Consider the following 13,101-nt stretch of genomic DNA (forward strand, 5'->3'; position numbering starts at 1 on the left):
TATGCAGATGACAGGCCAATCATTATATCATACCTTTCAGCGTTTCCGCACATTGCAAACGCACCGCATCGCTGCGCTACCCATCGTGATTTTGATGCCGCACAGTGCCTGCAACTGCCGTTGCGTTATGTGCGATATCTGGAAGGATAATAAAAACCTGAAGCAGCTTACCGAAGCCGACGTGACCGATCTGTTAAGTGCTTTACGAAAATTCGGTACAAAGCAGGTATTGATGTCGGGCGGGGAGGCATTGCTGAATGCCAATTTTTTCAGGCTATGCGAGATTTTGCGTGCTGAAAAGATCAAGGTTACGCTGCTGTCGACAGGTTTGTCTATCAAAAAAACGCGTTCGATATTTTAAGATGGGTTGACGACCTCATTGTTTCTTTAGATGGCGATGAGCTTTTACATGACGCTATCCGGAATGTACCTGGCGCATTCAATAAACTCCGGGAGGGGTGAAATTCATTAAATCTATTGAACCAAAATACCGCATAACAGCTCGTACAGTGGTCCATCGGCTAAATTACAGGAACTGGCCGGCTATTATTGAAGCAGCAAGGCAAATGGAGATAGACCAGGTAAGTTTTTTACCGGCTGATGTTAGCAGCCATGCCTTTAACCGCCAAACAGCATGGGCCGAGCCTCGGCAACATGAGATATTACCGACTGAAAATGAACTTGCCGAATTTCAGGAAATGACAAACCAGGTGCTGGCTAATAAAAGCGATTTTGCCAACAGGTTCATTGCCGAATCTCCGGCTAGGATCCGGGATATTTATGGTTATTATGCTGCTTTTTATGGCCATAATGCATTCCCGTTTAAAAAGTGTAATGCACCATGGGTATCGGCAGTGATTGAGGCTGATGGCGCGGTAAGGCCTTGCTTTTTTCATGAGGCGATAGGTAACATCAGGGATAATTCATTAAATGATATTTTGAACAGCAAAGAGGCGATCAATTTTCGCAAAACACTGGATATGGCTAATGACCCTACCTGTGTTAAATGTGTGTGCTCGCTTAATTTATCGCCGCTGGCGAGGTTGGATTGATAATAAAAAGGCAATGAAGCGCGGAAATGTGCGATTTCTTCCCCTGGGAGGGTATAGGAAATTTTCCTGGATTTAGAAACAGGCTAAAACACCATGAACAATATACTGTTTACACATTCTTACTTTTTACGGTTCGACCCAAAGCAATGGGGCATAGGGCAACCTTATGCGCCACTGGGTACTATATACGCTGCTGCGCTGATGCGGGAGCAGGGTTACCGGGTAAGTCTGTTTGATACCATGTTTGTGAGCAATCCTGACGAGGTGATAGCCGCTATTGAGTTGAATAAACCGGATTTTTTTGTGGTTTATGATGATGGGTTCAACTACCTGACCAAAATGTGCCTCACTAATATGCGCGAAGCTGCATTTAAAATGTGCAAGCTGGCTAAGGAACGTGGTTGTACAGTTATCGTTTCCAGCTCAGATTCAACCGATCGGTATGCAGCATATCTTGCCGAAGGAGCTGATTTTGTGATATTGGGTGAAGCCGAACAAACGCTGATAGAACTAATTGAACATATCCGAAGTGGCAATACTGATCATTTTGAGATAAAAGGATTAGCTTACACGAACGGCAGCGAAATCATTAAAACACCCGGCCGCGCGGTAATGAAGGAACTGGATAGTTTGCCCATGCCCGCCTGGGATTTGGTGAATATGGATACCTACCGGGATATGTGGATGAAGAATGCGGGTTGTTTTTCAATTAATGTGGTAACTACCCGCGGTTGTCCATTCAAGTGTAACTGGTGTGCCAAGCCTATTTATGGCAACCGGTATAATTCTCACAGTCCGCAGTATATTGTTAATGAGCTTAAAATGCTTAAGGAGCTGTACCAGATGGATCATATCTGGTTTTGCGATGATATTTTTGGATTGAAACCCGGTTGGGTAAAGGAATTTGCCAAGCTGCTGACACAGGAGGGAATTAAGATCCGTTTCAAGATTCAGTCGCGGGCCGATTTGTTGGCCGAGAAAGAAGCCGTAGCAGCCCTGGCCGCAGCCGGTTGTGAGAATGTATGGATAGGGGCCGAGAGCGGATCGCAGAAGGTACTGGACGCCATGGATAAGGGGATCACTATCGATCAGATACATACGGCTACGCACCTCATGAAAGCGCATGGTATTAAGCCATCGTTCTTTATCCAGTTCGGTTATCCCGAAGAAACGCGGGATGATATTACGCTTACCATAGATATGATTAACCGGTTGCTGCCATTTGAAATTGGTATTTCGGTATCGTATCCGCTGCCGGGTACCGGTTTTTACGAACGCGTTAAAACCGAGTTGAAAAAGAAAACCAACTGGACAGACTCCGACGAGATGGCGCTGATGTTTAAAAATACCTATCCGCCTTTTTACTACAAGCAATTGCATAAATACGTCCACCGCAACTATCACAAGCACCTGGCTAAAAACAGCTTCCAAAAACTGCTGAAAGATCCGTTCGGGAGCTCGGTAAAAAATATCAGGAAAGCATTATCGGTTTTTTATTATGCACCGCTTACCTATCTTGAAAAGCTGAAACTGGAGAAATTTGAAAAGGCAATATGACCGGCACCGCATCAAGTATAAACGAACAATTTGCCGAGGCTGCATTTAGCAACCAGTCGGTAGTTTTTGATGAATTGTACTCAGGCGACACGATAATTGCGTACAAGCGCAAACGCGTGCGTGATCATATCCTGCAATACCTGAAGCCTGGAAGCAACATCCTTGAACTGAATAGTGGTACCGGTGAAGATGCACTGTTTTTTGCACAAAAAGGATTTAAAGTACATGCTACTGATATTTCAAAAGGGATGCAGCAGCAACTACGCGAAAAGGTGGTAAAGTATGATATGCAGCATGCAGTAAGCAATGAGCTTTGTTCATATACGCAGCTTGAACAGCTAAACAACAAAGGCCCTTATGATCTGATCTTTTCCAACTTTGCAGGCCTCAATTGTATTGGCGAACTGGAAAACGTATTGAGCTCATTTGCCGGGCTGCTAAACCCCGGCGGCGCAGTGACCCTGGTGGTGCTGCCTAAATTCTGCCTTTGGGAAACTTTACTGGTATTTAAAGGGAAATTTAAAACTGCTTTTCGCCGGTTTTTTAGCAGTAATGGCCGCAAGGCGCATGTTGAAGGTGTATACTTTGATTGTTTCTATTACAACCCATCCTACATTAAAAAACGTTTAAAATCCGACTTTAAAGTATTGGATGTTGAGGGCTTGTGTACCATCGTACCGCCATCATATATTGAAGGCTTTGCCGAAAAACATCCGCGTGCCTATAAAACACTTGCCCGTTGGGAGAATAGGTTGAAGGCCACCTGGCCGTTTAAGTACGTGGGCGATTATTATATTATTTCGCTGAGGAAAAGGTAATTGATAAAGTTGCCCCGAACTTTTTGCGGAAACTATAGAACAACTGTCTCATGCAAATTTTAGACTCAGCATTTTAGAGCAGAAATAAATTCGGTATGACGATAAGGAGTAGTTTTACTGCGCCATCCGCTCTTCAAATTGTTGTAACAGCATGGAAACTTTAATCTGGTATTTTTCTATCAGTTTAATTTGAAAGTTTTCGGGAGAGGGCTTGGCAAAATGTTTGCTTGCGGCCATGCTCATTACCGTACCCCGCATATTCAATTTCTTCATTTCAGTTTTCTTGTTCCATCGCCCGGAGGTGATTTTCATCAATACATTATCCAGCCAATCGCCGAATGGATTATTGAACAGGCTTTCTGTAAATGTTTTATACCACCGCTTTTTTAATGGTTTAGCAGTAGCGAGGCGCATACATTTGTTAGGCAGGAAACCGGAGGTCCATGCATTAGATTTATAAAAGCTTTCAAAGGTAAGGTCACCCTCTAATGGGATAATAGTTGCTACTTCAATTGCTGTATAAATGTTCTTTTCAACTATCTGCAGTTGGGCTTCGTCAATATAATAGTTCATGCAGTAGTTGTGCTGCTTACCAACTAAAAAGGTAAGTTTTTTGAACATATGCATAAACGTACGTGCAAGCCAGAGCCTGTTGCGTTCGGTAATGATAAAAAAATCAATGTCCGAATTGTCATCGGCAAAGTTTTTGGACAAAGAACCTGAAATGCCTATACCACGAACGTAAGGAAACCGGATCAGGAACGCGCCTATTTCTTTAGCTTTATTGATTAGCCCGGCAGCTTTTTTGTTTCCTTTATTACGCCTCACCGCTATCATATAATCGTTTTTGAGCGAATAAAACCTATCGAAATGAAATACCAGCTTATTGACGATAAGTTGATCAAGCGCTTCAGTGAAATCATGCCGGCCATACTTGTTTTCTAAAAACAGTAATATTTCGCCGTAGGTTAACGGGTAGTCCCACATGTCAAAATAGGCAAGGGTAGCTAAAATATTATTCCGGATATTTAACAATCGTTTATTGTTTTGTTCAACTAAGATGACTGTACTTTTCACGTCTTTGTATATATAATGATGACGTACCCCTTGCAGCTTTGGTTGCCTGTTAATAAACTAATTACACAATATTTTTAGCGTGGGTAGCTGTTGTTTCTGAGCTTGCAGAAAATATTAGTAGTGAGAAAAATACACTGTAAAAAAAGATGCCTTTATCCACATCTAAAAAGTTTTCTGAAAAGGAAACGACGGTTATAATAACCATAAAAGCCATGAGCAATAGGTCGCGTTTTGTAACGGCTGCCCTGATGCCAAATGCCAGCACGCACAGGTAAACCATCAACCCAACGACCCCCGATTTAATAAAAAAGCTGATAAACTGGTTATGTGCGTTTAACCCGGCCAGGTACGAGCGGTAAAATTGATGGTCAAAAAATGGGTCTTTGAGCAAACCAATTTCAGTGCCTGCGCCATGACCTATAACAGGCGAATGTGCTCCCACACTAATGGCCACGTTCCAGCGCGCTAATCGCGGATCAGTAAGCTCGGCATCGGTTGACTGACTTAGGTCTTTTTTTAGCTCGGTTACATAACGTTCTTTAAAAGTATCCCGGGTATAAATGCCTGCCATCACCACTATAAATAATGCTGTGCTAATGGCCATAAACCTGAAGCGGTTTCGCCCTTTTAGTATAAATAAGGGCAGCGCGATATTTATAATAAGCAGCAAAGCTATAAATATCGATTTTGAACTAAGCTGCAGAATGCCCATTGCTAAAATGCCACAGCAAGTAAGCCAGAAAAATTTACGGGTCTTTACCGGTTCCCTTACCAAAATATACAGCAGATAAACCAGCGCTATGGCTATCTGCATGGAAAAAAATGTGGCATGGATCGCCAGTGGTTCCGAAAAATTGTGGTTTGTGAACGCAGAAGAAGCCAATGCTTTTAAAGGCAGATGATAATATTTTATGGTAAAAAGTGCCTGTAAAAAAAGATAAGTGATAGTGATGGTACAGCCTAATGAAAATACGAATAAAAAATTATGCCGGTATTTTTTTAAATCGAGCGGGTTAAAACAAAAGATTAACGGGATAAGCAAAATAGTAACCTGCCTGCCTAACTCTGTAAAAGCCTGGGGCTTATTGGTGGTGTAAATAATGCTCAAAAGCGTTACAAAAAAACAGCAGCCAAAGCAAAGTTAGCCCTTGTTAATAGCGGCTTTATAGTTGTTTTGCGAATTTGGATAGTAGTATGCAGGGCCAGGCCTATTAAAAACAGGTGGCTGTAAAACAGGTTAAAGGGCAGGCTCAGCAATAACAGCATCAGCAGGTAATAGCTTATCCTGTTGTTTAAAGCATCATCAGGCCTTAATAACTTTTCCATGTTGTTGCTGATAGCATTCCAGTATAAAATCTTCGTAATCGTTAATCACTACCTCCCAGTTAAACTGGTATTGTATCTTATGAAGATTGTTTTTCACCATTTCGCGTTCGGTATCCTTGCGCTGTACATTCTCAACCAAATGGCGTACCTCGTTAGCATTATCAAAATAAAAAGCATCTGAATTGAGTACCGATTTATTGAAAGGGTTATTATGGGCCGCAATCAGGGCTTCGCTGGCCATGGCTTCAAGCAGGGACGGATTAGTACCTCCCACGCTATGCCCGTGGAAATACAGGTAGCTGTTGTTCTGTAGGGCACGCACAACCGAATTGTCAAAATTAGCGCCCTTAAACTGGATGCGATCATCGTTTTTAAACCTGTGGGTTATGAATTTGCCAAAGCGGTTACTGGTATCTCCCAAAACCATAAAGCTTTTTTTGATGAACTGTTGTTAAAGCCTTCTAAAATAGTTTCGATGTTGTTTTCGGGCTCCATGCGGGCCATCAGCAAAAAATAATCTTCTTTAAGCACCTCGCTTTTATCAAACTGCTCTCGCTCCTGGTCTGAAAACAGATCGGCTCCATAAGGGATATAACGGCTGTCGACCTCGTACTTATCCTTAAGATATGACCTAATTATCCTTGAGTCGGAAATATAATACTGGCTATGTTTCACGGCCAGCTTTTCCGCGTACTTCAAAAATTGTTGTACAGGCTTTGAGTATTTGGAGCGTTTCCACTCCAATCCATCCATATTGGTAATGATAACGCTGTTGGGCGGGTAAAGGTGGCCCCAAACCGAGCTGCTGGTGTAGCCCATAAGCAGTACCACATCAAACTTACGTTTACGGGCATCCATAAGGCAGTTAAAATCATAGGCAAACTGCCCGGCAGTGCCTATCAGATACTCCGGATCGTAACAATGTACAATGTTAACGCCGTTCCAGGTATCGGCTTCATAAGGGTGGTTGTGGGAGTTATAAACGGTAACTGAGTGCCCTTTTTTACCAAACCGGCCGATACATATTCGGAAATATGCTCAAACCCGCCATAGTAGTTCGGGATGCCCCTCGTGCCTAAGATCGCTATTTTTAGTTTCATGACAATGAAAATTTGCTTGTAACAAGTTGTAAAATATGGTGCTGCTTTTTTGCCAGTGGTATTGCTGTTCAACATGTCGCGCTACCTGGCTGGTGAAGGCATCGCCGGGTGGTTGCTGTGCGGCAAGTAATAGCTTTTGCTCAAAATCCGTATGATTGGCCGGGTTAAAAGTATATGGCGCAAAAAAGCCAAAGTTTTTCATGGCTGTTTCTGAAGAGCATAGTACCGGCGTCCCACAAATGGCTGCTTCAAGCGGCGGGATCCCAAAGCCTTCGGCTTTTGAGGGATATACAAACAACCTGCAGGCCCGGTAAAAAGCTGCCAGATCCGCTTGTTCTGCCCGCGGTATCCACCTGAAAAACCGCTCTTGCTCAGGCGTAAGGCTCTTGATGAGCTTGGCTAAGCCCGGAGTTTTTATGGATGCTTTACCAATGAACACCAGGCTAATGCCTTTTTCGTATAGCTTCAGTTTCAAATATTTTTGCAGTAACAAAAGGTGGTTTTTGCGGGGTTCAATGCGGCTGGTGTACAGGATGAAATTTCTTATGCCGAATTTTTCTGCTACCCAATCTTCTGCCTTTTTTTTGATGACTGGTATTGCAGTAATGAGTTATTTACCCCGTTTTGGATAATATGCACTTCGTCAGCGGGGATTTGGTAATAATTACAGATCCGTTCTTTTGAATAGTCGGATACAGTGGTTTTGATGTCGGCATTTTTAATACTGCGACCAAAAAGGTAATTGCGCGTTAAGCTGAACAGGATGGGGAAATCCTTCCTGAAATCATTAAACAGCATATCATGCATGGTTACTATGTACCTGCAGCCCGCCATTTTTTTAGGGCTGACGTATTGAAAATGTGCAAAATCAAACCTGTATTTTTTGATGTAGGCCGGTATATCAAATACAAAGCGCAGGATGTTGATTCCCCTGTTTTTATAAGGCAATATGTTTTGCGGCGGCAGCAGCGGGAACAATCTGCGGATATTATCGGTATCGTGGGCGCCGATGTAAATATCTATGTCCGGGCGGTGGGCCAGCAGGTGGTTGTATAATTCGCGTATAAAAGTTTGCGCTCCTTGAAATTCTTTATCAAAGGAGTGGGCATCAACAAACAGTTTTATCTTTTTAGCTGCCATAATTCAATTCGTTTTGATTTAAAACAGCGGTTGGCAGCTCGGCTTCGGCTAAACGGAAATTGCGTTTACCTAATTGATATAAACTCATCAGCATACGCTCGGGCAGAAATGACATCAGCAGCAAAAAATAATTTTTGAGATGCAGCGGGCTGATAGAAAGTGTTTTCAGCAGGTTTTCCCTTGCCTTTTCCGGCTGATAATTATTCCACAGGTATTTTTTGCCGAGCAGGGCATAATAAGCTCCTTTTTTGATGCGTGGAGATAACTGTTTAATGCCGATCTCAGACAACTGCCTTCCTTCGGCTTCAGTAATGCTCCCCTTGCGCAGGGCATTGTACTTGATCTGCCTGAATTTACCTGTACGCCATTTTTCATCAATGGTAACGGATTCGGCATTGAGCCTCACCTTAATGAGCGGTTGATTAAGGTTAAAAGCTTTTTCGTGTTTAAGAATACCTGCCCACAAAAAATGATCTTCAAAAGTGTAGGCCAGCTCATTGTAGCCACCGGCATTTAAAACGGTATCACGCTTATAAAATACACTGGAGTGAATGAAGGGACAAATCCTGTAACTGAGCTGCCTTATCTGGTTATGGCTCAGGGCGTCAGGTTGCCAGGTAAATATCAGATCGCCGTTAACATCGGTATAGTCAACTCCCGAACCAATAATGCTATAATAGGGATGAGATGTGATGAAATCATACTGCACCTGCAGGCGGTAAGGATAACATACATCGTCGGCATCGAAACGGGCTATATAAGGCGCCCGCGCGTGGCGTAAACCCTTATTGAGGGCCGCAGCTACACCTTTGTTTTCCTGGCCCAAAACCACTATACGCTCATCGTTAAATGAGTTAATAATATCTGCCGTGTCATCAGTTGAGCCATCATTTACAATCAGCAATTCAAAATCAGCAAACGATTGTTCAAGTACCGATGTAATGGCTTCGCGAATATATTTACCGGCATTATAAGCAGGCATTAAAACAGTAATTTGAGGACTATGCATACGCAAGTTCCTCCTGCACTGTAGTTTTTGTTTTTAAATGGGGTGTAGTAGTTTCTTTTATATTGAGGAGTAACATCAATTCAAAAATTACCAGTACCGAGAGTTGCTCAAACCAATAATCAAGAAAAAATATGCCCGTTACCATTATTAATATGGGCAAACCGTAACTAAGCTTTTTATAATGCCGGGCAAAAAAGCCAATGTAAAATATAAGCAGGGCAAGCAACCCGAGGATACCGTATTCACTAAGCATTTGATCGTAAGTGGAGTAGGGGTTATTGCGTACCGAACGGAAACCTGCATCCTTGCTGAAAAAGCTCAGGTACAGGTCTAAATGATTGTGCATAAATGCTGGGTTGATATAGATGTATTTTGGGGGATAATTGCCCCTTATACCGGCACCAACCGCCCTGAAAGCTATTTTGGATGAAAAATTTCCGGGAGCTAAGCCCACTATACTTTGTAAAGGGTGGCTGGTAAGGTAATTAAAGGTTTGTATTGCACCGGTAATCTTTCCAGGCAATGCAGGATTGAAGGGCTCAAGCCGGCAAAGCGATAGCTGAGCCCTGTGAGCAGCTATACAGTCGATAAGCTGTTGTCTGTCGGGTGTCATTTCGCCGGTGTTATAAAATTCCGCAAAGTGTGTGTTTGGTGCCGGGATGTATAGCCTGCCGTCATCGGTAAGCGGCAAGCTTTTGATCTTTTTATCAAGTGCGCTTGGTTTTTCCTGTTCAGCCTTTATCCTGCTTAGGCTATCCAGATAGTTTTGTGCAAATCTCCTTCTTTGTTCATCCCTGGTTATGAATCGCCCTCCGGGATTGGCAGTTGTTGCCTGCACTGCTGCATGGCCCTGTTTTTCAATACGATTTTCCCGCAGCGTACTTTTAGTCACTTCGTTAATATACTTTTCATTTTGCGGCGATATTTTGACGAGGGAGATTACATAAAGCAGCAATGCCACTACTATCATGCTTTTTTGATTGCGCGTGGTTTTATAAACAAAAATGAAAGCGAGAATCAGCAGTACCAAAATGCTGATGAGGTTACTGTAGGTAAGTGCCAGCGTACTCATGCACACGATCATCATGGGCAAGCTATTCTTATAAATGAAGTAAAACACACCGAAAGCACAGATAACAGCATTGGTTGATGAAATGTCAAAGCTTATGCCCATTACATTATCGCCGGTATTGATATAATAGCGCTGATGCATTCCCATAAAAGCATAGGGGTTAATGCTTTTAGTGATCCACATAATATGCGTTAGGTTACCCGCCGAGAAAGCTGCGTTTATGATAAAAAAATGATCAGTGTACGGTAAATGGTTTCGGCATCTGTTTTATCAACCATCAGCTTAACCTGGTGAACCGCCAGCAGGGCCAGCGCCCAGCATATCAAAGCCCAGCCAAAAACAGGTATATAATACAGGTTGGAAAAATTTTGGTTGATGACTGCTGCGGCAATAGCTATAGGGAAAACCAGCAGATAGAATAACGGGATCCTTGAATTGCGCAGCTTAAAGCCAAATTGAAAGTTAAACTGGCTAATGTAAACAAAAATCAACGCAACTATCTTAAATGGGATCCGCACGTTGATAAACAGCAGCAGGAAGATCAGCAGCCGCCAATCGGCATAAGTTTTCCACCTCTTAATATCAAAACCCGGCAAACTGATTGTCATTATTCCCTTGTATTTATTGATGTTCATTTCCCGGTTTTGCCGGCCTTGTCGCAATTGTTTTGTTTAAATAGGTTACGTGCCAAAAAATGGAATGGTTGCCTCGTTAATGTGCTGATATATGCAGATATTTAACCGGGATATTAAAATGTTACAGGCAACCGGCCGATAAAAACAATAGTATAAGAGTATAAACATATACGTCGTTGTTCAGGAGTAAAGCGTTCATCAGGTTTTTTCGTCAGGTTTGCAGGCACTTGCCTTGCAGGTGCTTGGCAGTATCTTTTTTTATATTATTTCTGTTTACCTGAGTAAGGACAGTTTTGGGGCCATTAGCTGGATGAATGCCTTATCGATATTTGTTACCACCATACTGGGGTTTGGACTGGAGCAGGTAGTGATTAGGCGTATAGCAGCCTCACAACGGTCGGATTGGGCGGCGGCTGCATTTTTGTTCCATTCGCTCACTACTTTTTTGTAACCCTGGGTGTACTGTTATTATTAAGTTTAATATTGCACGACAATATTTACCGGGCGCTGCCATGGTTTTTTATAGCCCAGGGCCTGCTTTTCCTGGGTATTCCGCTAAAGCAGTTTCTAAACGCAAAGGAAAAATTTACACCCTATGGCATAATTGCCGTTATAAGTAACAGCTTAAGGGTTTGTGGCGCATTTTATCTTATTACTATACACCAATTACAAGTTCGCTCTATAGTAATGGTAATGATAGGCACAGCCGGTGCCGAATTGCTGGCCCTTCTCATTTATGTTATCACGAAAACAGATTTCAGTTTTAAATTTCAATTTCGGGCTTATAAAAAGTTGCTTAAAGAGGCCACGGCGCAGTACGTATCGGTAATATTTGATATGAGCTTGTCGCGGATGGACTGGCTATTGCTGGGTTTTATGGCGAGCAAAACCGTGTTGGCCGATTATAGTTTCGCATACCGGGCTTATGAGCTTTCGCGGTTGCCAATGCTTATTATAGCTCCTGTTATTTTACCGCGCCTGTCAAGGCTGATGGCCTTAAAGCCATCTAGCCAATTGCAGGAGCAGGTAAATTCCTTTAATACAGTCGAGTTGCTGTTGGCTATGCTCTTACCACTTGTCCTTAATATACTTTGGACACCTGTAGTGGGGATGATAACTGGCGACAAATATGGCGCGGCCAATGCTACCGAATTTTTGATCCTATCATTGTGTATACCCCTGCAGTTTTTCATAAACCTGCTTTGGTCGTTAAGTTTTAGCGTTAAAAAGTACAAGGCTGTATCATCTGTTACCGTAATCTGTGCTACAACAAATATTGCGCTTAACCTGATATTGATCCCGCTACTGAATGGTATTGGTTCGGCTATGGCATTTTTAATTACCAATATATTACAGGCGGTGCTCTATTACAGGTTAGTGAATAAAAATATCATGCATATCAGCTTAAGGCCATTTGTGATACTGTTCCCTGCTGCTTTGGCTGGCTGGTTTATCACAGCTTCAATAAACATACATTTCTTGTTCAGGCTTTTATTGGGGATAGTTTTTTATCTGTTAGTAGCTTTAATGTCAAACCAATTGAGCAGTCGCAATATTCAAAACAGTAAACAGTTTTTAGCGCAATGAACATTTTATATCTGTGCGATGAATATCCTCCCGGACCGCATGGCGGTATTGGAACCTATGTGCGGCTCATTGCACGGCAAATGGTAAAGCTGGGGCATAAGGTAATTGTTGCCGGGTTGTATAGCCGCGGATACGGAGGCGCGGATGAATTTGAGGATGAAGGTGTAAAAGTTTTGAGATATCGCTGGAGTATTGATGATAAGTGGTTTGAAAATCAGCGGTCTGCCGGGGTACGGATGCTTAACAGGATATTACTGGATACAGGTATTACGCAACGGGATATAAAAAGAAGCATTGCGGCTTATCAAAAAAAGCTGGAACATATGATAGCCGATGAGCAGATCAACATTATTGAAATGCCCGATTATAATGATTATATCAGGTTTTGTAAATCATATGTGCCGTTTCCCACATTACCTGTTCCCGTAGTTGTTAAATTTAATGGTTCCATTACCTACTTTAATGCTGAGGCAGGGATACCGGTAGCACCGCATATTTTGAAAATGGAGCAGGATATTTTAAACCGCGCAGCGGCTGTTAGCAGTGCAAGCGCCTATACCGCAGAAAAAAGTGCTGATTACCTGTCGTATAACAAATCCATCACGGTGTTGTATAATGGTATAGATACAAATATCGTCATTGGAAGCAGCGACATGTCCGGTGCGAAGCAGGTGGTTTTTACGGGGAGCCTTGTACAAAAAAAGGGATTTTTCAGTTAGCGGAGGCCT

17 protein-coding genes are annotated in these 13,101 nt (G+C 42.6%); 7 read left to right on the forward strand and 10 right to left on the reverse strand.

Annotated elements, in window-relative coordinates; genetic code table 11:
- Positions 1-7 precede the first annotated feature (7 nt).
- The 4 genes from ACRQ5D_RS21160 to ACRQ5D_RS21175 all read left to right on the forward strand — a co-directional run bounded on the left by ACRQ5D_RS21160 (position 8) and on the right by ACRQ5D_RS21175 (position 3,427).
- Positions 8-361 (forward strand): radical SAM protein, encoded by a 354-nt coding sequence (locus ACRQ5D_RS21160; RefSeq protein ID WP_432326481.1) that lies wholly within the window; start codon positions 8-10, stop codon positions 359-361.
- A 97-nt stretch (positions 362-458) separates the two neighbouring features.
- Positions 459-1,052 (forward strand): SPASM domain-containing protein, encoded by a 594-nt coding sequence (locus ACRQ5D_RS21165; protein ID WP_432326483.1) that lies wholly within the window; start codon positions 459-461, stop codon positions 1,050-1,052.
- A gap of 93 nt (positions 1,053-1,145) precedes the next feature.
- Entirely contained in the window at positions 1,146-2,609 is a 1,464-nt protein-coding gene (locus ACRQ5D_RS21170; RefSeq protein ID WP_091167906.1) for a B12-binding domain-containing radical SAM protein, read from the forward strand.
- A complete protein-coding gene (locus tag ACRQ5D_RS21175; RefSeq protein WP_091167902.1) occupies positions 2,606-3,427 on the forward strand; it encodes a class I SAM-dependent methyltransferase in 822 nt (273 codons plus the stop codon). The genes ACRQ5D_RS21170 and ACRQ5D_RS21175 overlap by 4 nt, the downstream gene beginning before the upstream one ends.
- 114 nt (positions 3,428-3,541) lie before the next feature.
- Here the strand turns inward: ACRQ5D_RS21175 and ACRQ5D_RS21180 are convergent, their stop codons facing one another.
- The 10 genes from ACRQ5D_RS21180 to ACRQ5D_RS21225 form a co-directional block, all read right to left on the reverse strand.
- Positions 3,542-4,504, reverse strand: coding sequence for a nucleotidyltransferase domain-containing protein (locus ACRQ5D_RS21180; RefSeq protein ID WP_143020756.1), 963 nt, complete (start codon positions 4,502-4,504; stop codon positions 3,542-3,544).
- Positions 4,505-4,565: 61 nt separating this feature from the next.
- Positions 4,566-5,612 (reverse strand): O-antigen ligase family protein, encoded by a 1,047-nt coding sequence (locus ACRQ5D_RS21185; protein WP_432326485.1) that lies wholly within the window; start codon positions 5,610-5,612, stop codon positions 4,566-4,568.
- A gap of 5 nt (positions 5,613-5,617) precedes the next feature.
- Positions 5,618-5,830: a hypothetical protein gene (locus ACRQ5D_RS21190; RefSeq protein WP_432326487.1), complete on the reverse strand. Its 213-nt coding sequence runs from the start codon at positions 5,828-5,830 to the stop codon at positions 5,618-5,620.
- Positions 5,808-6,251 (reverse strand): hypothetical protein, encoded by a 444-nt coding sequence (locus tag ACRQ5D_RS21195; protein WP_432326489.1) that lies wholly within the window; start codon positions 6,249-6,251, stop codon positions 5,808-5,810. The genes ACRQ5D_RS21190 and ACRQ5D_RS21195 overlap by 23 nt, the downstream gene beginning before the upstream one ends.
- Entirely contained in the window at positions 6,215-6,688 is a 474-nt protein-coding gene (locus tag ACRQ5D_RS21200; RefSeq protein ID WP_432326491.1) for a DUF1972 domain-containing protein, read from the reverse strand. The genes ACRQ5D_RS21195 and ACRQ5D_RS21200 overlap by 37 nt, the downstream gene beginning before the upstream one ends.
- Before the next feature lie 180 nt (positions 6,689-6,868).
- Positions 6,869-7,537, reverse strand: coding sequence for a glycosyltransferase (locus tag ACRQ5D_RS21205; protein ID WP_432329822.1), 669 nt, complete (start codon positions 7,535-7,537; stop codon positions 6,869-6,871).
- Complete coding sequence (locus ACRQ5D_RS21210; protein WP_432326492.1) at positions 7,492-8,070, reverse strand: glycosyltransferase; 579 nt, start codon at positions 8,068-8,070, stop codon at positions 7,492-7,494. Before ACRQ5D_RS21210 ends, ACRQ5D_RS21205 begins: the two co-directional genes overlap by 46 nt.
- Positions 8,060-9,079, reverse strand: a complete 1,020-nt coding sequence (locus tag ACRQ5D_RS21215) for a glycosyltransferase (protein ID WP_091167888.1) — start codon at positions 9,077-9,079, stop codon at positions 8,060-8,062. The genes ACRQ5D_RS21210 and ACRQ5D_RS21215 overlap by 11 nt, the downstream gene beginning before the upstream one ends.
- A complete protein-coding gene (locus tag ACRQ5D_RS21220; RefSeq protein ID WP_432326494.1) occupies positions 9,072-10,334 on the reverse strand; it encodes a hypothetical protein in 1,263 nt (420 codons plus the stop codon). Before ACRQ5D_RS21220 ends, ACRQ5D_RS21215 begins: the two co-directional genes overlap by 8 nt.
- 35 nt (positions 10,335-10,369) lie before the next feature.
- Positions 10,370-10,759: a hypothetical protein gene (locus tag ACRQ5D_RS21225; RefSeq protein ID WP_432326496.1), complete on the reverse strand. Its 390-nt coding sequence runs from the start codon at positions 10,757-10,759 to the stop codon at positions 10,370-10,372.
- Positions 10,760-11,003: 244 nt separating this feature from the next.
- On the opposite strand from ACRQ5D_RS21225, the gene ACRQ5D_RS21230 reads away from it, so the two are divergent.
- The 3 genes from ACRQ5D_RS21230 to ACRQ5D_RS21240 are packed head-to-tail and all read left to right on the forward strand — an operon-like array spanning position 11,004 to position 13,092.
- Positions 11,004-11,237, forward strand: a complete 234-nt coding sequence (locus ACRQ5D_RS21230) for a hypothetical protein (protein WP_432326498.1) — start codon at positions 11,004-11,006, stop codon at positions 11,235-11,237.
- Positions 11,238-11,269: 32 nt separating this feature from the next.
- Positions 11,270-12,373, forward strand: coding sequence for a polysaccharide biosynthesis C-terminal domain-containing protein (locus ACRQ5D_RS21235; protein WP_432326499.1), 1,104 nt, complete (start codon positions 11,270-11,272; stop codon positions 12,371-12,373).
- Positions 12,370-13,092 carry a glycosyltransferase gene (locus tag ACRQ5D_RS21240; protein WP_432326501.1) on the forward strand — a complete coding sequence of 241 codons (723 nt, stop codon included), beginning with the start codon at positions 12,370-12,372 and terminating at the stop codon, positions 13,090-13,092. The genes ACRQ5D_RS21235 and ACRQ5D_RS21240 overlap by 4 nt, the downstream gene beginning before the upstream one ends.
- The last annotated feature ends 9 nt before the right edge of the window (positions 13,093-13,101 follow it).

Source organism: Mucilaginibacter sp. P25 (genome assembly GCF_050859465.1).
Classification (GTDB): domain Bacteria; phylum Bacteroidota; class Bacteroidia; order Sphingobacteriales; family Sphingobacteriaceae; genus Mucilaginibacter; species Mucilaginibacter gossypii.